General features: G+C 57.2%; 22 protein-coding genes and 1 pseudogene. 14 read left to right on the forward strand and 9 right to left on the reverse strand.

Annotated elements, in window-relative coordinates:
* Positions 1-75: 75 nt before the first annotated feature.
* From L462_RS02080 to L462_RS0123895, 12 genes and pseudogenes are all read left to right on the forward strand, one after another.
* A complete protein-coding gene (locus L462_RS02080; RefSeq protein ID WP_014168376.1) occupies positions 76-414 on the forward strand; it encodes a glycine dehydrogenase in 339 nt (112 codons plus the stop codon).
* Between the two features lie 10 nt (positions 415-424).
* Positions 425-787: an SFCGS family glycine-rich protein gene (locus L462_RS02075; protein ID WP_003830384.1), complete on the forward strand. Its 363-nt coding sequence runs from the start codon at positions 425-427 to the stop codon at positions 785-787.
* 2 nt (positions 788-789) lie between these two features.
* Positions 790-1,089 (forward strand): DUF4312 family protein, encoded by a 300-nt coding sequence (locus tag L462_RS02070; RefSeq protein WP_006810338.1) that lies wholly within the window; start codon positions 790-792, stop codon positions 1,087-1,089.
* Between the two features lie 22 nt (positions 1,090-1,111).
* Positions 1,112-1,888 (forward strand): DUF4311 domain-containing protein, encoded by a 777-nt coding sequence (locus tag L462_RS02065; protein WP_014168378.1) that lies wholly within the window; start codon positions 1,112-1,114, stop codon positions 1,886-1,888.
* Positions 1,889-1,901: 13 nt separating this feature from the next.
* Positions 1,902-2,543 (forward strand): DUF4310 family protein, encoded by a 642-nt coding sequence (locus L462_RS02060; protein WP_014882285.1) that lies wholly within the window; start codon positions 1,902-1,904, stop codon positions 2,541-2,543.
* A gap of 42 nt (positions 2,544-2,585) precedes the next feature.
* Positions 2,586-3,719 (forward strand): amidohydrolase/deacetylase family metallohydrolase, encoded by a 1,134-nt coding sequence (locus L462_RS02055; RefSeq protein WP_032679511.1) that lies wholly within the window; start codon positions 2,586-2,588, stop codon positions 3,717-3,719.
* Positions 3,703-4,821: a DgaE family pyridoxal phosphate-dependent ammonia lyase gene (locus tag L462_RS02050; RefSeq protein WP_014168381.1), complete on the forward strand. Its 1,119-nt coding sequence runs from the start codon at positions 3,703-3,705 to the stop codon at positions 4,819-4,821. The genes L462_RS02055 and L462_RS02050 overlap by 17 nt, the downstream gene beginning before the upstream one ends.
* Positions 4,818-5,558 carry a 2-dehydro-3-deoxy-phosphogluconate aldolase gene (locus tag L462_RS02045; RefSeq protein WP_014168382.1) on the forward strand — a complete coding sequence of 247 codons (741 nt, stop codon included), beginning with the start codon at positions 4,818-4,820 and terminating at the stop codon, positions 5,556-5,558. Before L462_RS02050 ends, L462_RS02045 begins: the two co-directional genes overlap by 4 nt.
* A gap of 112 nt (positions 5,559-5,670) precedes the next feature.
* Positions 5,671-6,807, forward strand: coding sequence for a lactonase family protein (locus L462_RS02040; protein WP_032679512.1), 1,137 nt, complete (start codon positions 5,671-5,673; stop codon positions 6,805-6,807).
* Between the two features lie 19 nt (positions 6,808-6,826).
* Positions 6,827-8,737, forward strand: a complete 1,911-nt coding sequence (locus L462_RS02035; protein ID WP_014168384.1) for a BglG family transcription antiterminator — start codon at positions 6,827-6,829, stop codon at positions 8,735-8,737.
* A 77-nt stretch (positions 8,738-8,814) separates the two neighbouring features.
* Positions 8,815-9,057 carry a type II toxin-antitoxin system RelB/DinJ family antitoxin gene (locus L462_RS02030; protein ID WP_032679513.1) on the forward strand — a complete coding sequence of 81 codons (243 nt, stop codon included), beginning with the start codon at positions 8,815-8,817 and terminating at the stop codon, positions 9,055-9,057.
* Positions 9,047-9,331 (forward strand): annotated as a pseudogene (locus tag L462_RS0123895) (type II toxin-antitoxin system RelE/ParE family toxin). The gene L462_RS02030 and the pseudogene L462_RS0123895 overlap by 11 nt, the downstream one beginning before the upstream one ends.
* A 3-nt stretch (positions 9,332-9,334) precedes the next feature.
* On the opposite strand, the gene nrdG reads toward L462_RS0123895, so the two are convergent.
* The 5 genes from nrdG to L462_RS02005 all read right to left on the reverse strand — a co-directional run bounded on the left by nrdG (position 9,335) and on the right by L462_RS02005 (position 17,023).
* The gene (nrdG, locus tag L462_RS02025) at positions 9,335-9,799 is read right to left on the reverse strand and encodes an anaerobic ribonucleoside-triphosphate reductase-activating protein (protein WP_032679514.1); all 465 of its coding nucleotides are present in this window, start codon (positions 9,797-9,799) and stop codon (positions 9,335-9,337) included.
* A gap of 138 nt (positions 9,800-9,937) precedes the next feature.
* Positions 9,938-12,076 (reverse strand): anaerobic ribonucleoside-triphosphate reductase, encoded by a 2,139-nt coding sequence (gene nrdD, locus L462_RS02020; protein WP_032679516.1) that lies wholly within the window; start codon positions 12,074-12,076, stop codon positions 9,938-9,940.
* A gap of 367 nt (positions 12,077-12,443) precedes the next feature.
* Complete coding sequence (locus tag L462_RS02015) at positions 12,444-13,016, reverse strand: PTS sugar transporter subunit IIA (RefSeq protein ID WP_032679517.1); 573 nt, start codon at positions 13,014-13,016, stop codon at positions 12,444-12,446.
* A gap of 1 nt (position 13,017) precedes the next feature.
* Positions 13,018-15,615, reverse strand: coding sequence for a glycoside hydrolase family 38 N-terminal domain-containing protein (locus L462_RS02010; protein ID WP_032679518.1), 2,598 nt, complete (start codon positions 15,613-15,615; stop codon positions 13,018-13,020).
* Between the two features lie 10 nt (positions 15,616-15,625).
* Entirely contained in the window at positions 15,626-17,023 is a 1,398-nt protein-coding gene (locus tag L462_RS02005; RefSeq protein WP_072031469.1) for a PTS fructose transporter subunit IIC, read from the reverse strand.
* A 179-nt stretch (positions 17,024-17,202) separates the two neighbouring features.
* Between L462_RS02005 and L462_RS02000 the strand changes: the two genes are divergently transcribed.
* Positions 17,203-17,862, forward strand: coding sequence for a MurR/RpiR family transcriptional regulator (locus L462_RS02000; protein ID WP_032679520.1), 660 nt, complete (start codon positions 17,203-17,205; stop codon positions 17,860-17,862).
* An 8-nt stretch (positions 17,863-17,870) separates the two neighbouring features.
* Here the strand turns inward: L462_RS02000 and L462_RS01995 are convergent, their stop codons facing one another.
* The 4 genes from L462_RS01995 to treR form a co-directional block, all read right to left on the reverse strand.
* Positions 17,871-18,617 carry an oligogalacturonate-specific porin KdgM family protein gene (locus tag L462_RS01995; protein ID WP_032679522.1) on the reverse strand — a complete coding sequence of 249 codons (747 nt, stop codon included), beginning with the start codon at positions 18,615-18,617 and terminating at the stop codon, positions 17,871-17,873.
* A 134-nt stretch (positions 18,618-18,751) separates the two neighbouring features.
* Positions 18,752-20,407, reverse strand: coding sequence for an alpha,alpha-phosphotrehalase (gene treC, locus L462_RS01990; protein WP_032679523.1), 1,656 nt, complete (start codon positions 20,405-20,407; stop codon positions 18,752-18,754).
* Positions 20,408-20,458: 51 nt separating this feature from the next.
* Positions 20,459-21,877 carry a PTS trehalose transporter subunit IIBC gene (gene treB, locus L462_RS01985; RefSeq protein ID WP_025205752.1) on the reverse strand — a complete coding sequence of 473 codons (1,419 nt, stop codon included), beginning with the start codon at positions 21,875-21,877 and terminating at the stop codon, positions 20,459-20,461.
* Positions 21,878-22,005: 128 nt separating this feature from the next.
* Positions 22,006-22,953, reverse strand: coding sequence for a trehalose operon repressor TreR (gene treR, locus L462_RS01980; RefSeq protein WP_014168396.1), 948 nt, complete (start codon positions 22,951-22,953; stop codon positions 22,006-22,008).
* 392 nt (positions 22,954-23,345) lie between these two features.
* Between treR and mgtA the strand changes: the two genes are divergently transcribed.
* Entirely contained in the window at positions 23,346-26,054 is a 2,709-nt protein-coding gene (gene mgtA, locus L462_RS01975) for a magnesium-translocating P-type ATPase (RefSeq protein ID WP_020885394.1), read from the forward strand.
* The last annotated feature ends 77 nt before the right edge of the window (positions 26,055-26,131 follow it).

Below are 26,131 nucleotides of genomic sequence, written 5' to 3' on the forward strand. Positions count from 1 at the left end.
GTGGAAAACAACTCGCTACAAACAATTCCCCCCCAACGTTAGTTTTATTCCAGAGCCATTAACGGGGTAAGACGAGTGATTAACGGAGCGGTAATGAACGACGTTGGAGATCAGGCGGTGCAAACAGAGCAGCTCGCTAACACCATGCTGGCGCAGGTGTATGCCCTGCTGGCCCGGCACAACATCATCCCCAACGCAGTACAGGAACAGATGCTCACCTCCCACGTTCGCGCGATGGCGCACCGGTCCGTGACCGGCGAGCCGCTGCCGGAGGTTGAAGCCGAGCTGTTCGACGAAATTTCTCCCGATTCAATGCGGCTTGCCCGTGAAGTGGTCGCGCAGTTTGGCAACCTTCCTGATGAAGAGGCCTGGCTGCTCTCCGTTCACTTCGAAGTCGCAAAAGACAACCTTTAAGGAGCAACACATGGAACAGATTACAGTCGTGATTGGCGATCGCCTGGGTAAAGGTCAGAAAGTGGCGGCAGGTGTTGAAAAAGCCGGTGGACGCGCGGTTGTCGTGCCGGGTGTGGCGGCAGACATGAAGCTCGGTGACGTGATGAAAGCGGAAAATGCCACCTTCGGCATCTCCTTCTGCGGCAGCGGCGGCGCGGGTGCCATCACCGCACAAACCAAATATGGCTACAAAGCCAAATACGGCATGCGTTCAGTGGATGAAGGCGTCACCGCCATCAATGAAGGCTGCAATGTGCTGGGCTTTGGCTTTATGGATAAAGAAGAGCTGGGCGAGCGTCTGGTTCAGGCGTGGCAGAAGAAACACGGCGCATAAGCATGAAAGAACAGTTCACAACCACGGTGAGAGTGAAGGGCAAAGGCGACGCTAAAGCGCGCGCCTTTGCTGATGCGCTCAACCACGTTCAGGCCGCGGTGATGAAAGCCTCACCGCATATCTTACTGCGTATTGAGCCACAGGATGTGCAGGTCGTTCAGGCGCAAGAAGCGGTGCGTAAAGAAGCTTTTCTGTTCTTCTTTCTGCGCCGGGAAAGACGCACCTACAGCGTGGAGCTGGATGTGACCGTCAACGTGACTGCCATCAATCTCGACCAGGTGGATTTCGTCACGCAACGCTGATTATTCATAAAAGGGCAGACTGATGTTCTTAATTATATTAATAAAATCGCTCATCATTGGCGGCCTGGTTGGCGTCGGTGTGGGGGCCGGGGCTGCACGCATGTTTCATGCGCCTACCACTCAGGGTATGGGCGCGTTTCGTACGTTGGGGGAACTGAACTCCTGTGAAGGGGATCCGGCTTCTCACTTCTCCTTTGGGTTAGGCTTCTTCTTTAACGCCTGGGCCTCTTCCGTGGCCGCAGGTGCATTCACACAGGACGTTGATCACCGCATCATCCCGAACTGGGGTGCTGCAGCACTGATGATTAAAAACCGTAACGTCGGCGAAACGCTGCACGATCCGCGCAAAATGGCGATTGCCTGCGGCGTAATCGGCATGATTGTCGTCACCTTCCTTAACCTCACCGCCTCTTCTGTTCCGGCTGCGCTTCAGGTGACCGCCGTGAAGGTGCTGGTGCCTGCGGCAAACCTGCTGGTCAACACCGTGATGCCGGTGATCTTCTGGCTGGCCGCCATCGATGCGGGTAAAAAATCGGGCTTCTGGGCCACCATTTTTGGCGGCGCGGCGCAGCTGATCATGGGTAACGCCGTACCGGGTCTGGTGCTGGGTATCCTGATCGGTAAGGGCGTTGAAGAGAGCGGATGGAACCACGTCACCAAAGTGATGATGGCGGCCATCGTGGCGCTGTTCGTGCTGAGCGGTTTCTTCCGTGGCTTCGACATGAAGATGATCGAATCCTTCCATCTGACCGTGCCGAACTGGCTCGACATGATCCACAACGCGCTCAGCGGTAAATAACAGGAGCCTCGACATGGAACAGAATAAAGGTTTTTGGTATGCCGACTGGTCGTTCCCGATCTTCGTTGGCCTGCTCTCTTCCGGTGTTTTCGCCGGGACGCATATGTACTACCTCTACGGCATCGGCGCGTTCAACGAAGTGGCCTTCGTGGCGATGCTGAAAGCGGGGATGGATACCGGCGTTTACGGCGCGGTGGCGGCGTTCGGTGCGAGCTTCCTGTTCGCCCGTATTATCGAAGGGTCGCTGGTCGGTATCCTTGATATCGGCGGGGCGATCCAGACCGGGGTGGGCCTCGGGGTTCCGGCGCTGCTGCTGGGCGCGGGCATCATGTTCCCGGTGACCAACTTTATCGCCGCGCTGATCACCGGCCTGGTGATTGGCCTGGCAATTGGCTACGTCATCATCCTGGCGCGTAAGTTCACCATCAATCAGAGCAACTCCACCTACGGGGCGGACGTGATGATGGGGGCCGGTAACGCCTCCGGTCGTTTCCTCGGGCCGTTGATTATCCTCAGCGCCATGACCGCCTCCATTCCTATTGGCGTCGGCTCTCTGGTAGGTGCGCTGTTGTTCTATATCTGGCAGAAGCCGATTACCGGTGGTGCCATTCTCGGTGCAATGATTCTGGGCTGGCTGTTCCCGGTCGCCCTTTAATGCCCGCGGGCGCTTCGGCGCCCGCCTTATCAGGAGATCCTCATGTTTGATTTACTCCTGCGCCGTGCGCGCCTCACCGACGATACCCTGACCGATATCGCCATTCAGGACGGAAAAATCGCGGCGCTGGGCGACATTACCGCGCCCGCCCGCAAAACGGTTGAGTTGAACGGTGAAGTGTTCGTCAGCGCAGGCTGGATTGACTCCCACGTTCACTGCTACCCGAACTCCCCTATTTATCACGACGAACCGGACAGCGTGGGCATCGCCACCGGCGTGACCTCGGTGGTGGATGCCGGCAGTACCGGCGCGGATGACGTGGACGATTTTTATGAAATCACCCGTAAAGCCTCAACCGACGTTTATGCCTTACTGAACATCTCCCGCGTGGGGCTGATTGCCCAGAACGAACTGGCCAATATGGCCAACATTGATGCGAAGGCCGTGAAGCAGGCCGTTACGCGCTACCCGGATTTTATCGTTGGCCTGAAAGCGCGCATGAGCAGCAGCGTGGTCGGCGAAAACGGCATAACGCCGCTTGAGCGCGCGAAAGCCATCCAGGCAGAGAACGGCGACCTGCCGCTGATGGTGCACATCGGCAACAACCCGCCCAACCTCGATGAAATTGCCGACCTGCTCAGCTCAGGTGACATCATCACCCACTGCTACAACGGCAAGCCGAACCGCATTCTGACGCCCTCCGGTGAACTGCGTGCGTCCATCACCTCCGCCCTGAAACGCGGCGTGCGCCTGGACGTCGGGCACGGTACCGCGAGCTTTAGCTTTGAGGTGGCGAGACGCGCCATTGCGATGGGCATTCTGCCACACACCATCAGCTCGGATATTTATTGCCGCAACCGCATTAACGGCCCGGTAGGGTCGCTGGCAAGCGTGATGTCGAAGTTTCTCGCCATCGGCATGTCGCTGCCGCAGGTGATTGAGTGCGTCACCGCGAATGCCGCCGACGGGCTGCGTCTGACGCACAAAGGCCGTATTCAGCCAGGCCTCGATGCCGACCTGACGCTGTTCACGATAAAACGCCAGCCAACGCTGCTGGTGGATGCTGAAAATGACAGCCTGCAGGCTGAACACATTCTGGTGCCGCTTGCCGCCATCCGCGCAGGCAAGGGCTACATGACCGAACAAGGGAGCACGGAACATGCCTTCGATTTATGAGAAGTATCACTTAAAGCAAGTCATCAACACCTCAGGCCGTATGACGGCGCTGGGTGTTTCCACGCCGCGCCCGGACGTGGTGCAGGCGGCGATGGATGGCATGAATCACTATTTCGAGATGAAGGATCTGGTCAACAAAACCGGCGAATACATCGCTAAGCTGCTGGATGTGGAAGGGGCGACGGTGGTCTCCTGCGCGTCCGCGGGCATCGCCCAGTCCGTGGCGGCGGTGCTGGTCAAAGACAGCGACTGGCTGCTGGAGAACCTGCACGTCACTCCGATTGAGAACAACGAAATCGTGCTGCCGAAAGGCCATAACGTTAACTTTGGCGCACCGGTAGGCACCATGGTGGCGCTGGGCGGCGGCAAGCTGGTGGAAGCGGGCTACGCGAACGAATGCTCCGCCGACCAGCTGGCGGCGGCCATCACGCCGCGTACCGCGGCCATCCTTTACATCAAGTCTCACCACTGCGTGCAGAAAAGCATGCTCAGCGTAGAGCAGGCGGCGGTGGTGGCGCGTAAGCACGATCTGCCGCTGATCGTGGATGCGGCCGCGGAAGAAGATCTTCACGTTTACTACCGCTCCGGTGCCGATCTGGTTATCTACAGCGGTGCGAAAGCGATTGAAGGGCCAACCAGCGGGCTGGTGATCGGCAAAACGCAGTATGTTGAGTGGGTGAAACGCCAGACGGCAGGGATTGGCCGCGCAATGAAAGTGGGTAAAGAGGGGATCCTCGGCCTCACCTGTGCCATCGAACACTACCTGACGGCGACCAAAGAGAGCGGCGAAGAGATGGTGGCGAAGATGACGCCCTTTATTGACGCGCTTAATACCCTTAACGGCGTGACGGCACGCGTGGTCTGGGATAGCGCCGGTCGCGATATCGCCCGTACTGAGATTAAGTTTGATGAAGCCACCACCGGTGTTGGCACCGGCGACCTGGTGACCGCGCTGAAGCAGGGCGAGTACGCCATTTACTTCCGTGGCTACAAGGCCAACGAAGGGATTATCGAAGCGGACGTGCGCAGCGTGAATGCCGATCAGCTGAACATTGTTTATCGCCGCATGAGTGAAGTGTTAGGACAGGAGAAAAAGGCATGAAACTGACCCCCAACTTTTACCGTGACCGCGTCTGCCTGAACGTGCTGGCAGGATCGAAAGCCAACGCCAGCGCCATTTACGAGGCGGCGGAAGGCCACGTGCTGGTGGGCGTGCTCTCCAAAAATTACCCGGATGTCGCCAGTGCGGTTGCCGATATGCGCGACTACGCTCAGCTTATCGATAATGCGCTCTCTGTGGGCCTCGGCGCGGGCGATCCGAACCAGTCCGCGATGGTCAGTGAGATCGCCCGTCAGGTGCAGCCGCAGCACGTTAACCAGGTGTTCACCGGCGTGGCAACCAGCCGTGCGCTGCTGGGGCAGAGTGAATCCGTGGTCAACGGCCTGGTCTCTCCGACCGGCACCGTTGGCAAGGTGAAAATCTCCACCGGTCCGCTGAGCAGCACGGCGCCGGACGGCATTGTGCCGGTTGAAACCGCGATTGCCCTGCTGAAAGATTTTGGCGGCAGCTCCATCAAATACTTCCCGATGGGAGGCCTGGCGTGTCGGGACGAATACCAGGCAGTGGCGGAAGCCTGCGCCCGTCACGATTTCTGGCTGGAGCCGACCGGTGGGATCGATCTGGAGAACTATGAAGCGATCCTGCAGATCGCCCTTGATGCGGGCGTGAGTAAAATCATTCCGCATATCTACAGCTCGATTATCGACAAAGCCAGCGGCGACACGCGTCCGGAAGATGTGCGTACGCTGCTGGAGATGACGAAGAAGCTGGCTAAGTAGTCTTTACCCCTCATCCCGGCCCTCTCCCCAAAGGGGAGAGGGTGTAATCGTCCCCTCTCCCCTTTGGGGAGAGGGTGAGGGGCACAAACCGCACAAAACCAAAGGAGCCACCATGCACACCCGCAATCTGCTCGTCGCTTCACTCTCGTTACTCGCTACCACTGCCATCGCCCAGACGCAGTATGCCTGGGTCGGGACGTACAACCCCAACGGCGAGGGGCTGTACCGCTTTACGGTCGATCCCCACACTGGCGCGCTGTCGAATAAAACGCTGGTCAGCACGCTGCCAAACGCCGCGCAGCTCACCGTCTCGCAGGATGGTAAGACGCTCTATCTGGCGAGCGAGGTGGAGCAGGGCGTGGTGCAGGCGCTGCGCGTGAGCGATAACGGTGAACTGAGCGAGCTTAATCAGGTGGCGTCCGGCGGGGCGGGGCCGGTCTATCTCTCCCTGACGCCAAAGGGTCACCACCTGCTGGTGGCGAACTACGTCAGCGGCTCGATTGCTGTTCTGCCCGTTAATGCAGACGGCAGCCTGGGGGAGGCCACGGACACGCGTCAGGATCGGGGAGAGCCGGGCGCGGCGAAACCGGCGGCGGCGGTGGAAGGCAGTTTTGCCATTAGCGATCACAATGGCCCCCATGCGCACATGATCGCCGCCGATCCGCGCGGGAAATACGTTTTTTCTACCGATCTGGGTCTGGATCGTATCTACCAGTACCGTTTTGACGATCAAACAGGCAAGCTGACCCCGAACGATCCGCCGTTTATCAGTGCCTCCTCGAAAGGGGCCGGTCCGCGGCATTTCGTCTTTACGCCGAAAGGCGATGCGTTATGGCTGATTAACGAAGAGGCATCCACGCTCACGCACTATACGCTGGATGCCCGGGGCAGGCTGCAGGAGGGGAAAACCCTCTCCGCCCTGCCACACGGCTATAAAGGCACCAGTTTTGCCGCCGGGCTGGCGCTCAGTGCCGATGGCAAACAGCTGTATGTGGCTAACCGTTTGCATAACAGCATCGGGCACTTTACCGTAACAGCGGATGGCACGCTGACGCATCAGGACGATGTGTGGACGCGTGGTGATTACCCGCGCACCCTGACGCTCGACAAACAGGGGCGCTGGCTGTACGTCATGAATCAGCGCAGCGACAACATTACCCGTTTTCGCGTGGCGCAGGACGGCAAACTCAGCGCCGAGCCGGACTATACCCCGGTCGGCAGCCCATCCCAGATGGTCATTTCACCCTAAGCCGTAAGAGGACAACCCCGTGCGATTTCCGAACCAACGTTTAGCGCAACTTTTCGATCTGTTGCAAAACGAGACGCTGCCGCAGGACGAACTGGCGCAGCGGCTGTCGGTCTCCACGCGAACCGTCCGCGCTGATATCACCGCCCTGAACGCGCTGCTGGCGAGCCACGGCGCGCAGTTTATTCTCAGCCGCGGCAATGGCTATCAGCTCAAAATTGACGATGCAGAACGCTATCAGCAGCTTCAGTCCTCCCACCCGCGCGCGCTGCGCATTCCCCGCACCGGGCCGGAGCGCGTGCACTATCTGGTGGTCCGTTTTCTTACCTCCGCGTTTTCGCTCAAGCTGGAGGATCTGGCGGATGAGTGGTTTGTCAGCCGTGCGACGCTGCAAAGTGACATGGTGGAAGTGCGCGAGTGGTTCCACCGCTACAACCTGACGCTGGAAACCCGACCGCGCCACGGCATGAAGCTGTTTGGCAGCGAGATGGCGACCCGCGCCTGTCTCACCGATCTGCTCTGGGAGCTGGCGCAGCAGGATAGCCTGAACCCGCTGGTGACCGACGTTGCGCTCAATGCGGGGGTCGCGGAGCAGATGGTTCCCGTGCTGCATGATGCGCTGACGCGGCATCACATTCGTCTGACTGACGAGGGCGAGCTGTTCCTGCGCCTGTACTGTGCGGTGTCGGTGCGTCGCATCAGCGAAGGCTATCCGCTGCCGGAATTTCACGCAGAAGATGTGGCCGAGAATGTCCGTGAGGCGGCGAAAGACATCGCTGTGACCATTCAACAGCTGGCGGATAAAGCGCTTTCGCCTTCAGAAGAGAGCTGGCTCTGCGTTCACATCGCGGCACGTCAGATCCAGGAGATTGCCCCCAGTGCCATCAATGCCGATGACGACGAAGCGCTGGTCAATTACATCCTGCGCTACATCAATACCCACTATAACTACAACCTGCTCAGCGACGAGCAACTGCATGCGGATCTGCTCACCCACATCAAAACCATGATCACCCGTGTGCGCTATCAAATCATGATCCCGAATCCGCTTCTGGATAACATCAAGCAGCACTACCCGATGGCGTGGGATATGACCCTCGCGGCAGTGTCGAGCTGGGGGAAATACACGCCGTATGTGATCAGCGAAAACGAGATCGGTTTCCTGGTGCTGCATATCGGTGTCGGGCTGGAGCGCCACTACAACATCGGCTACCAGCGCCAGCCGCGGGTGCTGTTAGTTTGCGATGCCGGGAATGCGATGGTCCGGATGATTGAAGCGGTGTTGCAGCGCAAATATCCGCAGATTGAGGTGACCCGCACGCTCACGCTGCGCGAGTATGAGCTGGCGGAACCGATCGGCGAAGACTTTGTTATCTCGACCGCCCGGGTGAGCGAAAAGTCTAAACCGGTGGTGATGATCGCCCCGTTCCCGACGGACTACCAGCTTGAGCAGATAGGTAAGCTGGTGCTGGTGGACCGAACCCGCCCGTGGATGCTGGATAAATACTTCGATGCCGCCCATTTCCGCATTATCGACAGGCCGATTGACCAGCAAACGCTGTTCCGGGAGCTGTGCGAGCAGCTCGAAGAAGAGGGGTTTGTTGGCGCGGAGTTTCTGGATTCGGTCGTGGAGCGAGAGGCCATCGTCAGCACCATGCTGGGCGACGGCATTGCGCTACCGCACTCCCTCGGGCTACTGGCACAAAAAACGGTGGTTTACACCGTGCTGGCACCGCAGGGTATTGCCTGGGGGGATGAAACTGCCCATGTGATTTTCCTGCTCGCCATCAGCAAGCGCGAGTACGAAGAGGCGATGGCGATTTACGATATTTTCGTGACTTTCCTGCGTGAGCGCGCCATGTCACGGCTGTGCAGTTGCAATGATTTCGCCGGGTTTAAAGCGGTGGCGATGGAGAGTGTGAGCCGGTTTTGAGAGACGTTATCCAGAATTCTATGTAATGCAAATGTAATGCTAAAATGCATTACACATTCGATTTCACTGGAGACATAATGGCCACGCTGAACGTCCGTCTGGATGACAAACTCAAAAACGAGGCTTATGCCGTGCTTGAAAAACTCAATATCACGCCAACGGAAGCCGTTCGGTTACTGTTTCAGTACGTTGCGGAGACGGGGCGTATGCCGGTGAAAACGGTCACTGTCAGCGACAGTGAAGATGAACTCATACACACAGTCCGGGAGCGGCTGGCTAATCCGCAAAAAGGAATTAAGGTTAGGCTGGATGACTTATGAACTCGTATTTGATCCGAGGGCGTTCAAGGAGTGGACCAGGCTGGGTGATACTGTAAAAAATCAGTTTAAGTAGAAGCTTGCGAACGTGTTGGTGAACCCCAGGGTTGAATCGGCTCGCCTGCATGGCCTGCCTGATTGCGACAAGATAAAACTCAGATCCCAGGGTTATCGTTTGGTCTATCAGGTTCAGGACAACGTTGTGACGGTATGTGTTATTGCTATCGGTAAGAGAGAGAAATCAGCCGTTTATCATGACGTAAACAAACGGCTTTAGCGATCACCGCAAATGATGCACAACCTGGTTGCTGCTGCCGCGCCAGATCAGCGCAGGGTCTTTTAAATCCTGCACAAACTTGCCGTCAACCAGCACGTTAATCAAATCCACCACTTCCCTCTGTTCAGCATTCAGTTCTTCGAGCTTATAACCCGTCCAGACCCAGATATCCTTTCCTGCACATTCGCGGCGAATGCGTTTTATCAGCTTCAGAATGTCCGGCACGTTTTGCGGGTGAAGCGGGTCGCCACCGGAGAGTGAAATCCCCTGGCGGGGAATGCGCGTGTCGTTGAGATCGTGGATGATCCGCTGTTCCATTTCCGCGGTGAACGGCAGGCCTGAATTTACGCGCCAGGTGCTTTTGTTGTAACAGCCGGGGCATTCATGGACGCAGCCTGAGACAAACAGAGTGCAGCGGGTGCCGGGGCCGTTGACGATGTCGACGGGATAGTATTGATGATATCGCATAAGAAGATGTCCAGAGTGTGTGTGCGCGGGTGCCCTCACCCCAGCCCTCTCCCACCGGGAGAAGGGGAAAACGTAGGTGCGCGTTCGGTTCCCTCTCCCTGAGGGAGAGGGGTAGGGTGAGGGGAAACCCCCGACGCCTTAACCGATCTGCCCATTCCCCAAATGCTTCACGCGTCGCTTAACCTCTTCCTGCTTACCGGCGTTAAACGGACGCGCATCGGGACTCCCGAGATAGCCACACACGCGGCGGGTCACCGAGACGCGAGCCGCATCGTGGTTACCGCATTTCGGGCAGGTGAAGCCTTTGCTGGTGCACTCAAACTCACCGGTAAAGCCACACTCGTAGCACTCGTCAATCGGGGTGTTGGTCCCGTAATACGGTACGTGCTGATAGCTGTAATCCCAGACATCTTCCAGCGCCTTCAGGTTGTGCTGAATGTTCGGATACTCGCCGTAGCAGATGAAGCCACCGTTCGCGACGGGCGGATACGCGGCTTCAAAGTCGATCTTGTCGTAAGGGTTCACCTTCTTCTCCACGTCGAGGTGGAAGCTGTTGGTGTAGTACCCTTTGTCGGTTACCCCTTCGACAATGCCAAATTCAGCGGTATCCAGGCGGCAGAAACGGTCACACAGGTTTTCACTCGGGGTGCTGTACAGGCTGAAGCCGTAGCCGGTTTCGTCTTTCCACTGGTCAACCGCATCGCGCAGGCGCTGAACAATGGCGACACCTTTTTCACGCAGGGCGTCGCTGTCATACATGTGCTGGTTGCCGAACAGCGCGTTGATCGTTTCGTGAATACCGATGTAGCCCAGAGAAATCGACGCGCGACCATTTTTGAAGATCTCCGACACGTCATCGTCCGCCTTCAGGCGTACGCCGCAGGCCCCTTCCATATACAGGATGGGCGCAACGCGGGCTTTCACCCCTTCCAGACGCGCGATACGGGTCATGAGGGCCTTACGTGCGAGCTGCAGACGTTCGTCCAGCAGCGCCCAGAAGGCCGCTTCGTCGCCTTTGGCTTCGAGGGCGATACGCGGCAGGTTGAGGCTGATCACACCGAGGTTGTTACGGCCGTCGTGAACCTGTTCGCCGTTTTCGTCTTCATACACGCCGAGGAAGCTGCGGCAGCCCATCGGCGTTTTAAACGAGCCGGTCACTTTGACCACCTGGTCGTAGTTCAGAATGTCCGGGTACATGCGCTTGCTCGCACACTCCAGCGCCAGCTGTTTGATGTCGTAGTTAGGATCGCCAAACTTGTGGTTCAGGCCGTCGCGGATAGCGAACACCAGTTTCGGGAACACCGCTGTCTTACGGTTTTTACCAAGCCCGGAGATACGGTTGCGCAGGATAGATTGCTGAATCAGGCGTGATTCCCAGCTGGTACCCAGACCAAAACCGAAGGTCACAAACGGCGTCTGACCGTTGGCGGTATGCAGGGTGTTCACCTCGTATTCCAGCGACTGGAACGCGTCGTAGCACTCTTTTTCGGTACGGGAGTGCGCGTAGCCATCGGCGTCCGGGATTTGCCACTCTTCAGCGGTTTGACGGTGTTTATTGAAGCTTGCCGTGACGAACGGTGCCAGTACTTCATCAATGCGGTTAATGGTGGTGCCGCCGTAAATATGGCTGGCGACCTGAGCGATAATCTGCGCCGTGACCGCAGTGGCCGTGGAGATCGATTTTGGCGGCTCAATCTCGGCATTCCCCATTTTAAAACCGTGGGTCAGCATGCCTTTCAGGTCGATGAGCATGCAGTTGAACATCGGGAAGAAGGGCGAGTAATCGAGATCGTGGTAGTGGATCTCACCGCGCTCATGCGCCGAGACCACGTCGCGCGGCAGCAGGTGCTGACGGGCATAGTGTTTGGCAACAATGCCGGCCAGCAGGTCGCGCTGGGTGGGGATCACTTTGCTGTCTTTGTTGGCATTTTCATTCAGCAGGGCGGAGTTGGTCTGCTCCACCAGGCCACGAATCTCCTGATTAAGACGACCGCGTTTCTCACGCTGAACGTCCCGATCGTGGCGGTATTCGATATAGGCGCGGGCTAACTGCTTGTAGGGGCCCGCCATCAGCTGGTTTTCAACCGCGGTCTGGATCTCATTGATATCGACCTGGCTGCGTTCGTTCATCTGGCTGCTAACGACTTCTGCGACGGTGGCGCAGTAATCTGCGTCATCGACACCCGCTGCTTTAGCTGCACGCAGAATGGCTTCCTGGATGCGCTCTGATTTAAACGGCACTTTACAGCCATCACGTTTCATCACATGCGGTGTCATGATCACTCCATTTTTAAAAACAGGTTATCCACAGAGGTGGAGAAGTGTTCACCGGGCGTATTGTCAGCCAGGCCAGAGACTTCCCTCGTTCCCAACGCGTGTTATCCACAATTCCGGAGAGCTGAGTCGCCGTCTTGTTGTTGGAATAGTAGACGATAAATACAATATGTTGGGTCGGCGTGCATTTTAAGTGCTACATATAGTGATTTGCATCAAACATGTTTGCGATTTATTTGATTCAGAACAAAGTAAAAAGACGAGAGTACAAACGACGGGCACTCCAGCGTTTGTAAAGACGAGAGGGAAAATTCTGATTAATTATTCAACAAAAACAAGCGCTCAGCAGCATGTGCCGAGCGCCAGTCGGTTAACTCACACCGCATGCCCAGTTCAGTCCGGCCTGGAGAAAGGCTGCCGCCGCAATACTCCCCAGTATCAGCGGGATAACAAGTGAGCGCCCGGGTTCGGCGTCCGCGTTTTGTGGCGTTTCTCTGCGCAACGCGGACAACGCTTCTTCGCCGGTACGCGCCGCCAGAAGCGCGTTACGCACGCGCTCTTCCGCCAGCGAACTGGTCAGCGTCGTCAGCAGCTGCATATGCGTACTGCCGGCCTCGGCGTGCGGGATGGCGAGCAGAAAAACCATCCTGACCGCTTCATCGCCTTCCAGCCCCGGCCAGATAACCGGCTCATCAAAAAGCGCCAGGCAAAACGCCGCCTGCTGCACCGCGTCTGATTTACCGTGCGGAACGGCCAGCGCTTCGCCCAGCGCGGTGGGACCTTCACTTTCGCGGTGTAAGACGCTCTGGATAAAGGCGTCTTTATCGGTGATGACGTTTCGCCCGACAAGCGGTTCGGAGAGCCAGCGGATCAGCGCTTCAGGCGTGCGGCAGGGTGGGTTAATAAACACCAGTTCGGGGTGCGTGAGTTCAAGCAAGTTCATGTTAAGCCTCAATCAAAAAATCACAGGTCGCAGAAGGAGGGATCGTCGTCACCGATGGCACGTGTTCTTCCAGATAATTGAGCTGGGGACGCTCTGCCAGGCCAGCCGGAACAGGGACAGGCTGCGTCCCGGCGTTGAACACGCGGGCGATCGTGCCAGGCGATCGTTGCGCATGAGGCAGGGCTGAAAGAACGAGCGGTTCCGGTAAGGCGAATAACGAAAATTCTGCCGGCAGCGTGCGTTCGGGCAGGCGCAGCGAAAAACGCTCAAGCCGGTTATCGAGGGTATGCAGCGTTTGCCGTTGATAGGTGAAGGGGTGACCCGTCGCCTGATTCTCCAGCTGGCGCAGCGTCAGATGGTCTGCGTTATCGGCCAGCGCCACGGTGAAGGAAAAGTGCAGCGGTTTGAGCAGCTGCGCATCGGGCGTGTCGACCACCGTATTGTTAATGCCAGACGCCCGGCCAGGTCGCCAGTCAAGATCGCTGCGCCCCAGTACGCCGGTTGATTTGAATAAGGTCAGGGCAATGACTGCCGGATCGCTTCCAATAACCTGAAACTCTTTCATGCCGCGGCTATTCACGACCAGCGCTTTGCCCGCTTGCGCGATAGCGATAATGCCCTCGCTGGTTTCGATATCCACGGGCTTCTCACGATAGCGCTCCTGCCAGTGAGTATCGTCGTACCCCGTTTCGCGCTCGATTATCGAGAACGGCTGCGAGGCGAGGGAGTGACGGGTGCAAATATCGCTGTTGATCAGTAAACGCAGCCGGTGATCGCAGTGGCTGTTTACCAGCGAGCTATCAACATGCAGGTTCGGATCGTCGTGACGTAACTCGCACACTATGCGTATCGATAACGGCGTGCGGGTATTTTCCCGGCGTCCAGCGAGATCCGGCGGCAGCGACATGACCGCCTCAAGCACCATCGTTTGGCAAAGAGGGGTTTTGCTGCAGTCGATCAGCGTGAAATGCGCGCAGCGCGTCGGTACATCGCCCGCGAGCGGCGAGAAATCATAGCTGTCTCCGGCATCCGCGCAGTCTTCAAGACTGAATAACGACGTGATGCGCCTGGCGTTGCGTTTGTCTTCAAGCACCAGCGTACCGGCCTCCAGCGTCAGTCGATAAACCGTATTCTCTATCGCCTCTCCTTTCGCGGCGCGGGTCCTGGCAAACGGAGCCGGCGTGTCTTTTAGGTTGACGGTGATATAGCCCACCGGCGGCAGGAGAGGCGTCTGCAGAACAACATGCCAGCGGAAATAAGGCGGAAGGTGCGTTTCGCGTTCACCCTCACAGGTGAGGGAGATGGCCGTTCCTCCGGGTAACGTCTCGCATTCCAGAACGTCGAAGGGCAGCGGCTGGCCCTGATACGTCAGGGTGATATTGTCGGCCCGACTGTACAGGGTGGTGTGGATCACGCAGCGGGTCGGGGTGGCCAGCGGGTTGAAAATGAGCAGGTCACCCTCCTGACAGCATGTGGCGGCCAGTGACTTCACCACCAGATTCCACAGGCTGTGACAAAGCTGCTCTGTCTGCTCGAGTCGATGAAGAATGTCGCGGTTAGTGGCATCGCTGTTGCAGCCGCCCATGGAGTCGTGGGCATGGCTTCGCAGAAGCTTCTTCCAGAGGGTGTCCACAATCGGGAGCGTGACCGGAATGCCCTGATGACGCGCCATGGCGATGGTGGGCTCCAGCTGTCGCAGGATGAACTGCTCAATGTCGGCATTTTTCTTTTTGATATCGTAACGCACAGACCCGATCGTTTTGTGAATGCGGGTGTAGCGCGGCGATTTCAGCTCACCTTCCCATAATGCCAGTTGTTCCCGTTTTGTGCGCAGCAGAGCGACGTACTGCTCCAGCGAGCTGAGGACGTAACGGTCCTGCGTGGGAGAGTGCGCGCTGGCAGCCTGCAGGATATGCGGCAGCGCCGGGTCGATGCTGACCTGATCGCCGCCGCAGGGCAGGAGCAGGTCGTCAATCTGCGACCGTGAACGCAGCAGATCCACCATCGGGTAGATCTTGCCGTGCAGATGGCTGGCCTCCGCGCGCATGTTCTTGGCCGCACCATACCCCAGCGCCATTGCACAGGCGAAGATGGTTGCACCTGAGGGCGCGCGCCAGAGAAACTGGCTGTTTTTGGCCTGAGTGTCGTGGTCGATACCGCGCCAGAAAACGATGTTATCGATATTGCAGCCCTGCAAAATCGTGGGCATCTGCGCGTTATGCCCAAAGGTATCCGGCAGATAACCGACCTGCATGGCATGCCCCAGCGCCCGAGCGGCGAAGATGCCGTATTTGAGATTGCGGATAATCGATTCGCCGTGAACGTTGTAGGTATCCGTCTGGGTGAACCACGGCCCGACAAACACGCTTTTCTCCCTGACCAGTTTTTCCAGCCGGGGCCGGTAATCGGGATTGATGGCGAGAAAGTCATCCACCACCGCCATCTGCCCGTCAAGGTGATAGCACTGCCAGGCCGGGTCCTGCTCCAGCGTCTCGATGACCTCCGCAAAGTTATATGACGCCAGCACCATGCTGTCCTGGCGGGTGAAATACCACTCCTGATCCCAGTGGGTATGGGCTATGACGTGGATCTGGCTCATTGCGCTCTCCTTATCTGGCGTTCTTTGGGCTGAGATAAAGCACGCCCAGGGCGCAAATCAGTGCGCCAATAAAGACGCTTGCCAGGTACCCGACCACATTGGTCGCCAGCGGCCAGCCCCAGATAGCCGGCAGGGGCAACGTCTGCTTCACGCCGAGGGTAATCGCCACCAGCGCACCCGCGACGGCTCCTGTCATGAACACGGGGATCAGGCGTGGGTTTTTCAGGATGAACGGGATAGCGCCTTCTGAAATACCGATAAAGCCCAGCAATAACGAAGTGCTGCCAACGGTTTTCTCTTCACGGCTGAACACGTCCGGCAGGCCAAAACGCCCATTGAGGAACGCGGCGAGGCCTACCCCAATAGAAGGAATCACGATGGAGAGCTCGCGGGCGGTTAAATCAAAAGTCTCGCTCATGCCGTTCAGGCCGAGCGCGACCGATCCTGCCGCCTTGTTGACCGGGCCGCCGAGATCGAACGCGGTACCCGCGGCGATCATGGCCGAATAGAAGCCGCGTCCGGTATCACCCGCCGAGGTAAAAAAGACCACCATCAGCTGGTTAAGCGAACCAAAAATCGGGTTGATCAGATATTCCATTACCATCACCAGCGTAATACCGGTGATCAGCGGAACGACCAGCATGGTTTTTAGGGTGGTAAGCTGCTGTCGGACGTGAATGGCATCATTCAGCCAGCGCACCAGATAGCCGACAAAAAAGCCGATGCCAATTGCGCCGAAAAAGCCGGAGGGCATAAAGCCTTCAATATCAAAGAAGCGTTTGTAGACCTCATCTGACATGATGCCGCCGATCAGTCCGGGGATCAGCGCCGGTTTACCGGCAATGGAAAAGGCCAGATACATCGCAAAGACCGGGTACATGAACTTGATGGTCATAAAGCCCATTTTATCCAGCACGCTGAACGGCGAATGCTCAATGTTTATAAACTGCCCGGTAATTTTGGCCGTCGCCATCATCAGGCCGCCCATCACCACGACCGGTAACATATAGCTGATGGCCGCCATGATATGGCCGATAAAAATCTGGTAAGCCGAACGCTGAATGGCGTCTTCGTCCGCCACAGTGGTGACGTTTTTCTGCATGGCCAGCGCCTGACGCAGGTAGCGGTCGGTATTTTTAATCAGCTCCTGCGTGCGGGTCTGAAGGTGAGGAACGTGTTCAAAACGTTCTGCGTCCTGAATGGGAACGTCGGTTGCAAGAATAATGGCCGTGGCGGAGGCAATATCCTGTTTTGTTAATCTGTTTTTTACGCCGTCGCTGCCCTGCGTTTCGACCTTGACCTCAATATTATGCTCTTTTGCCCATGCAATAATTTTACTTGCCGCCATAAACGTGTGCGCGATCCCTGTAGGACAAGCCGTTACAGCGATAATTTTTTGATTCATCATTGTAATAATTCCCTGGGTGTGAAAATAGCGAAAGTATAAAGAGAACTTAAAACAGTGTTTAAGGTTTGCTAATACTAATTACGTATCGTCATACGCTATGTTGCAATATGTGAAGCGCCTTCCAGAGACTATTTCGCTATTCTGCTAATATCCTGTTAGGTTTTAACAGGACGTAATAAATGAATTCATTTCAGGGAAGTGAACGGTTGATATTTGAATACATTCAGCACCACGCACGCAATATTTCTGATATATCGGCAAAAGAGATTGCGCGTGATACTTTTACGACAACCACCTCGGTGAATCGTGTCTGTAAGAAAATGGGCTATAAAAGCTATACCGAGCTTCGCTATCGGTTTTTACGCGACCATTTTACGTCTGTCCCTGCCGAGCCTGCGATGGGGCTGCAGGCAGACGATATCGTGGTGGACGTGTCCCGGTTACTGACCCATTCCAGCCATATCTATTTATATGCACGCGGGGCATCTCTCACCAGCCTCAACTACCTGTCGCGTTTTTTGTCACTGGCGAGCCTGCCGCACCTGATTCTGAATGATATGCACCAGTTGACCCGGGTATCGAAGGGCACGCTGGTGTTGATCAGTAAATCCGGGGAGACGCAGTCGCTGATAGAAATGGCGCGTAACGCCCTGCGTAAGGGGCTAAAGATTATTGCGATTACCCGTCAGGGTTCGACGCTGGCCGGGCTTTCTACGCTGTGCTGGCCGTTGTCGATTGATATAAATGCCGTCTCTTTATATCAGCGAGAGGGACAGCTGGACCTGTTAAGCGCCGTCGATCGTATCGGCTGCAGGCTTCTGCAGCACGATACGGAGTAGGCAGGCCGTCAGAGCTGTTTCACGATACCCAGACGAATGGCGTAATCATTTTCATGATTGCCATCCTGAGTAAGGTAGGTTTTATCCAGCGACACCAGTTCGACGTAAGGCGTCCAGCCGTCGTCGAGCTTGTAGTTGAACGCTACGGTGTGCTCCCAGTAGGTATCATCCCCGGTTCCCTGATCGACATTATCCTGCCAGCGGAAGCGCGGGTTATAGGACATGCCGAATTTCCCGATGTTGTACGCGAACCACAGGTCGAACTGGTGCGACTCGCGGCGGGTGTAGCCGCTGCCGTCCAGGCGTTTGTCGCTGTGCGCATCGTTAACGGTGTTATAGCGGTAGCGGGCAGACAGGTTCAGGCCGTTATCGAACGTTTTCCAGCCCTGGATGAAGGGGCGGTAATGCGTATTGCTGGCGGTAAAGACGGTCACCATCCCTGGCGCGATGGCGAACCCATTTCCCAGATCAAAACGCCAGCGCGTTTCGATTTCCTGTGCTGCCTCCGTTAACCCTTTTTCGTCCGGATTATATCGGTCGGTATCACCAAAGAACGTATCGTTATGGTTTTGCGCCGCTTCGACGGAGAAGTAAAAACCGTTATCAGCCTGATGCATCACTTTAATACGTGAATCATTTACGTCTGAGCGCGTATTATGACCAAAGCGAAGATCGACGGAGGTATTTCCGCACCATCCCTGGGTACTTAATAATAATGCGCTAATACATGTTGCTTTAATAATTGTCTTTTTCATAATGTCCTGCCGAGGTTATTTAAATGGCAGGGCTATTCTTATTTTGGCACACCGTGAAGTAAAAGTTATCGTCGTACATTTAGCGTATCGCTAAACATAAAAAAAGAGATACAGCAGGCTGTATCTCTTGAGGGTTATTCCTGTATCCACCAGATGGCTTCAAACGGGCGCAACAGCAGGTTGTCGGGCTGAGGGGGAGCATCCGCATAGTTGCTCAGTGCGACCCGCCAGGCTCCCTGTACCGACGCGGGAACCCATTGCTGGCGCTCACGGCTCAGGTTTGCCACCACCATCAGCGTCTGGCCCTGCGACCGCCGGCGATAGCACCACAGGGAAGGGTGGTCGGGCAGCAGATCTTCATAATCTCCCCACGTCAGCACCGGCAGGGTTTTGCGCAGGCGAATCAGCGTCTGGTAGGTGTAAAACACCGAATCAGTATCGTCCAGTGCGGCACGGGCATTGACCGTCTCGTAATTGTCGCAAACGCCAATCCACGGCTCACCCTCGGTAAAGCCCGCACTGTGTGTGGCATCCCACTGCATTGGCGTGCGGCCATTATCGCGGGATTTACTCGCCAGAATAGCCAGCAATTCTTCAGGGGCGCGACCGTTGGCCCGCAGTTCAGCGAACATATTAAGGCTTTCAACGTCGCGGTAATCGGTTATACGGCTGAAGTGTGGGTTGGTCATACCCAGCTCTTCGCCCTGGTAAATATACGGGGTGCCCTGCATTCCGTGCAGCACCATGCCGAGCATTTTCGCGGCGTGGGGACGGTACTCTCCTTCATCGCCAAAGCGCGACACAATGCGCGGCTGATCGTGGTTACACCAGAACAGCGCGTTCCAGGCTTTGTTGTGCATGCCCTGCTGCCAGTGGCGGAAGAGGGTTTTCAGCGCCACGAAGTCCGGCCTGGCCAGGGTCCACTTTTCGCCGCCGGGGTAATCCACTTTCAGGTGGTGGAAGTTGAAGGTCATCGACAGCTCGCGCCCGTCGAGAGAGGCGTATTGCTGACAGTTTTCCAGCGAGGTCGACGACATCTCACCTACCGTCATCAGGTTTCGCGGGGTAAAGACATCGCGGCTCATCTCCTGAAGATACTCATGAATGCGCGGTCCGTCGGTATAGAAGCGACGGCCATCGCCCACGGCGTCATCCGGGAAATCCTGGTCTTTGGAAATCAGGTTAATCACATCGAGGCGTAAACCGTCCACGCCACGGTCGGCCCAGAACTCGCACACCTTTTTCAGTTCGGCGCGCACCTGCGGGTTTTCCCAGTTGAGGTCCGCCTGCTCGGGGGCGAACAGGTGCAGATAGTACTGCTCGCTCTCGGCGTGCCAGCGCCAGGCGTTGCCGCCAAATTTGGAGCGCCAGTTATTGGGCAGTTGTTCCGGCGTACCGTCGCGCCAGATGTAGAACTGGCGATACGGGCTCTCTTTATTCAGCGATTCCCGGAACCAGGCGTGCTGCGTTGAGGTGTGATTGAACACCATATCCAGCACGATACGAATGCCGCGTTGATGGGCCTGCGCGACCAGCTCGTCAAAATCATCCAGCGTGCCGTAGGCCGGGTCGATGGCGGTGTAATTCGCCACGTCGTACCCGTTATCTACCTGCGGGGAAATATAAAACGGCGTCAGCCAGATGGCGTCGATGCCGAGGGTTTGCAGGTAGTCCAGCCGTTGCGTGACGCCGCGTAAATCGCCGGTACCGCTGCCCGTCGTGTCCTGAAAACTCTTTGGATAGATCTGGTAGATAACGCCGTTCTGCCACCAGTGAGGAAGGGTATTCATAATGCGTTCCTGCAAATGCGAAGGGGCGCAACTGCGCCCCGAAAGATGAAGTTAAACAATCTGCAGCGCGCCCTGACGGTACTTACGCTGGTAAACCACGGTGGTGAGAGCCATTGGGACGACAATCGCGATGACCATCGCCAGGGAAAACACCTGCCAGAATGCGGGCTGGATGGAGAGAATACCAGGCAGACCGCCGACACCGATCCCGTTCGCCATCACACCGTACAGACCGCATACCAGGCCTGCCAGACCGGAGCCGATCATCGCGCACAGCATCGGGAAGCGGTATTTCAGGTTGATACCGTACATCGCCGGTTCGGTAACGCCGAGGTAGGCGGAGATGGCGGCCGGAACAGAAATCTCACGCTCGTTATGCTTGCGGCTGACCAGGATAATGCCCGTGACCGCCGAGGCCTGCGCAATGTTAGACAGCGCGATGATAGGCCAGACCGGCGTACCGCCCAGGCTCTGAATCATCTGCATATCAATCGCCAGCGTGGTCTGGTGCACGCCGGTGATCACCAGTGGGGCGTACAGGAAGCCAAACAGCATGGCACCAATCGGCGCGAAGCTGCCGGTCATCAGGTGACGTACCGCGAAGGCAACGCCGTCGCCAATCATGCGACCAAACGGACCGATAAACGCATGGGCGAGGAAGACGGCCAGAATAAGGGAGCAGACCGGCACCACCACCAGATAGAGGTAATCCGGTACGATGCGTTTCAGGCGCGTTTCAATAAAGCCCAGCGTCAGACCGGCCAGCAAGGCTGGGATCACCTGCGCCTGATAGCCCACTTTCGCGATGGTGAACAGACCGAAGTTCCACACCTCAGGCACCTGCTGACCAAGTAAGTAAGCGTTCATTAACTGTGGAGAGACCAGCGTGACGCCCAGCACGATACCCAGAATCGGCGTACCGCCCATTTTGCGCACCGCTGACCAGCAAATCCCGACAGGCAGATAGAAGAAGATCGCTTCGCCAATCAGCCACAGGAAGTCGTAAACGGTTTTCAGCGCCGGGTACATCTGCGCCAGGGTTTTGCCGTCGCTCATCGGCACATCACCGATAACGTTGCGGAAGCCCAGAATCAGACCGCCGCTGATCAGCGCCGGGAGCAGCGGGAAGAAAATCTCCGCGAAGTGGGAAATTAACTGCTCGTGCCATTTCATATTCTGGCGTGCAGCTTTCTTGGCTTGCTCTTTATCGGCTGAACTGTGCCCGGTTGTCGCCAGCAGAGCCTGATAGTAATCGCCCACTTCGGTACCGATGACGACCTGGAACTGACCGGCGTTGGTAAAGCAGCCTTTGACCATGGAAAGCGCTTCAATGGCTTTCGGATCGGCTTTGGCCGGATCGTTCAGCACGAAGCGCAGGCGGGTAATGCAATGGCTGACGGTCGCGATGTTTTCACGGCCGCCTACCAGGACAATCAACTGGTCGATATCTTCTTGTTTGACTTTACTCATCATGAAACCTCATGACCGATGGTGAGGGGGGTAATGACCTGAGCGCAAGCCTACTCCTTCAGCGTGACGGCGAAAATGGGAACGTTCCCGAAATCGGGCGAAGATCACAATAAACTGATAAGCGAGGGTTATGAAAGGTGGGCGGGAATCACGATCTGACGCGGCTCAGCACGCCCGTTGATCTGCTCGATCAGCTGTGCAGCGGCCTGCCTGCCTGACTCGGCGTAGCCCGGATCGACGGTGATAATCTCCGGGTGCAGAAACTTCATCAGCGGCGTACTGCCTACGCTCGCGATCTGCAGTCCCTCTATGCGTTGCTCCTGAAGATATTTACTCGCGCCCAGCGCCAGGGTATCGGTGGCGCACACCAGCGCCGTGGTCTGCGGGGTCAGCACGCTGGCGACCTGCTCGTAGCCCTGTTTCATTCCCAGACCCGGCAGAGACGCGACGGCGGAAAGGTTGTGCTGTTTACAGAAGGTCAGGTAGGCCTCGTGACGCCGCTTGCCGGTGGTAACGTCCGCATGCGGTACGCCGAGGTAGCTGATATGGCGATGGCCTTTATCGTACAGACGCTGCATCAGGGTAATAATCGCCCCCTCATCGTCGTAACAGACGGAGGCAAAACCGTGGGCATCGCGCGCCAGCATCACCATCGACGCCTGCCAGGGCTTCAGCATCTCCTCTTTGATGCCGGTAAAACCGAACAGCACCACGCCGTCAATGTTGCGCCGCTGGAGCATACCCAGATGCTCTTCAACCAGCTGCGTGGAGAACTGGCTCTCCATCATGATTGGGTCGTAGCCCTGCTCATAAAAGGCGGGCAGCATGGTCTGAACGGCGAGGTTCTCGGACAGGGAATCCAGACGCGAGACGATAATGGCAACCACTTTGTCACTTTGCCCGCGCATGGCGCGCGCAGAGCGGGAAGGGGAAAAACCGTGCTGATTCATTACCGCCTCGACGCGCTCGCGGGTGCGTTCGCTGACACCGCTCTCATTGTTGAGCACGCGCGATACGGTGGATTTCCCCACGCCGCTTAAACGCGCGATGTCTTTTATCGTAAGGCGGTTCTGCATGCTGTATTCCCTGTAACAATGACAACGTGGTCAGTAGAGCCTAATGCTATAGCGTGTTTTCGCTATGGGCAAAGTCTGGTTTACGTTCGGTTTATTTGCGGGGGAGTATAATACCGCCCGAATCGCCGCAAACGGTACGGTTAAATCCTTATACTGCGCGGCGGCACCCTACTTTTTTACTTACCGGAGGTGACATGGATCCCGATCCCACGCTTCTCCTGAACGGGAGCGTTCTTTCTTTCCGGTAAGCCAGCCTTTGTGCTGTCTCACCGGTATGTGAGGCAGCAACGTCCTGCACGTTCCTGCTTAAAACATTAAGTGCCTGTCAGGTACGGCCTTGCCACGCCTGCAGGAAATACTGTGTCCGCGTTTGCGGGCGCGGGGGAATGACTATGTTTAAAAATATCACCCGGCAGCTGCAGGCGATGCTGAGCCGCCACCTGCCACATCGTCTTGTTCAGCGCGACCCGCTGCCAAATGCCAAAAATATGGCCTCTGCAGCGATCCCTGCTTCCCTGAGCCAACGCTGCCTGAACGTGGCGGCGATGGATGAAAACGAAGTCTGGCGTGCCTTTGGCGGGCATCCGGAGGGGCTGAACGCGGCGGAAGTGGAAAAAATCCGTGCCGTGCATGGCGATAACCAAATTCCGGCGCAAAAACCGGCGCCGTGGTGGGTGCATCTGTGGACCTGCTACCGTAACCCGTTCAACCTGCTGCTGACCGTGCTTGGCATCATCTCCTATGCCACCGAAGATCTGTTTGCCGCCGGGGTTATCGCCCTGATGGTGGGGATCTCCACGCTGCTGAACTTTATTCAGGAGGCCCGCTCTACCCGCGCGGCAGACGCCCTGAAAGCGATGGTAAGCAACACCGCAACCGTCTCGCGCGTCATTAACGATCTCGGGGAGAACGCCTGGGTTGAGCTGCCTATCGACCAGCTGGTGCCGGGCGATCTGGTGAAGCTGGCGGCCGGCGACATGATCCCCGCGGATTTACGTATTCTTCAGGCGCGGGATCTGTTCGTGGCGCAGGCCTCGCTGACCGGCGAATCTCTGCCGGTAGAAAAAGTGGCGCGCACCCGCGACCCGCAGCAGATGAACCCGCTCGAGTGTGACACCCTCTGCTTTATGGGCACTACGGTGGTCAGCGGCACGGCGCAGGCAATGGTCATCGCTACCGGCGGCAACACCTGGTTTGGACAGCTGGCCGGGCGCGTGAGCGAGCAGGAGAGCGAACCGAATGCCTTCCAGAAGGGGATTGGCCGCGTCAGCATGCTGCTGATCCGCTTTATGATGGTGATGACGCCGATTGTGCTGCTGATCAACGGCTATACCAAGGGCGACTGGTGGGAAGCGGCGCTGTTTGCGCTCTCCGTCGCCGTGGGGTTAACGCCTGAAATGCTGCCGATGATTGTTACCTCCACGCTGGCGCGCGGGGCGGTCAAACTGTCAAAACAGAAAGTGATCGTCAAACACCTGGATGCCATTCAAAACTTTGGCGCGATGGACATTCTCTGCACCGATAAAACCGGCACGCTGACCCAGGACAAAATTGTGCTGGAGAACCACACCGATATCGCCGGCAAAACCAGCGATCGCGTGCTACACAGCGCCTGGTTGAACAGCCACTACCAGACCGGGCTGAAAAACCTGCTCGACGTCGCCGTGCTCGAAGGCGTGGATGAAGAATCTGCCCGCACGCTCTCCGGGCGCTGGCAGAAAGTGGATGAGATCCCGTTCGACTTCGAGCGCCGCCGCATGTCGGTGGTGGTGAGCGAGCATCCGGACGTGCATCAGCTGATCTGCAAAGGCGCATTGCAGGAGATCCTCAATGTCTCAACCCAGGTGCGCTATAACGGCGACATTGTGCCGCTGGATGAAACCATGCTGCGCCGTATCAAGCGCGTCACCGATAACCTGAACCGTCAGGGGCTGCGCGTGGTGGCGGTGGCGAGCAAATTCCTGCCTGCACGCGAAGGGGACTATCAGCGTATCGACGAATCCGATCTGATCCTCGAGGGTTATATCGCATTCCTCGATCCGCCGAAAGAGACCACCGCGCCTGCGCTGAAAGCGTTAAAGGCCAGCGGCATCACCGTGAAAATCCTTACCGGCGACAGCGAGCTGGTGGCCGCCAAAGTGTGTCATGAAGTGGGGCTGGATGCGGGTGACGTCGTTGTGGGAAGTGATATTGAGCCCCTCTCCGATGATGCGCTGGCTACGCTTGCGCAGCGCACCACGCTGTTCGCCCGGCTGACACCCATGCACAAGGAGCGCATTGTCACCCTGCTGCGTCGCGAAGGGCATGTGGTGGGCTTTATGGGCGACGGCATTAACGATGCGCCCGCCCTGCGTGCGGCGGATATTGGTATCTCCGTAGACGGTGCGGTGGACATTGCCCGTGAAGCGGCGGATATCATTCTGCTGGAAAAGAGCCTGATGGTGCTGGAGGAGGGCGTTATCGAGGGACGTCGTACCTTCGCCAACATGCTGAAGTACATCAAGATGACCGCCAGTTCCAACTTCGGTAACGTTTTCAGCGTGCTGGTGGCGAGTGCGTTTCTGCCGTTCCTGCCGATGCTGCCGCTGCACCTACTGATCCAGAACCTGATGTACGATGTCTCTCAGGTCGCCATCCCGTTTGATAACGTGGACGACGAGCAGATCCAGAAGCCGCAGCGCTGGAACCCGTCCGATCTGGGGCGCTTTATGCTGTTCTTTGGCCCGATCAGCTCCATCTTCGACATTCTGACCTTCTGCCTGATGTGGTTTGTGTTCCATGCCAACACGCCGGAACACCAGACGCTGTTCCAGTCCGGCTGGTTCGTGGTAGGGCTGCTGTCGCAAACGCTGATTGTGCATATGATCCGTACGCGTCGCATCCCGTTCATCCAGAGCCGGGCCGCGTGGCCGCTGATTGTCATGACCGGCATCGTGATGGCGCTCGGCATTGCACTGCCGTTCTCGCCGCTGGCCAGCTACCTCCAGCTGCAGGCGCTGCCGCTGAGCTACTTCCCGTGGCTGGTGGCGATCCTCGCGGGCTACATGGTGCTAACGCAGATGGTCAAAGGCTTCTATAGCCGTCGGTATGGGTGGCAGTGATTTCCCCCCTCTCCCGGCACGGGAGAGGGGGTACGTTTCCTCCCAAATTCAACAACCTGTGATCTCCGTCAGCGCAT

This window comes from Enterobacter sp. BIDMC 26 (assembly GCF_000534435.1).
In the GTDB taxonomy this organism is placed as follows: domain Bacteria; phylum Pseudomonadota; class Gammaproteobacteria; order Enterobacterales; family Enterobacteriaceae; genus Enterobacter; species Enterobacter ludwigii.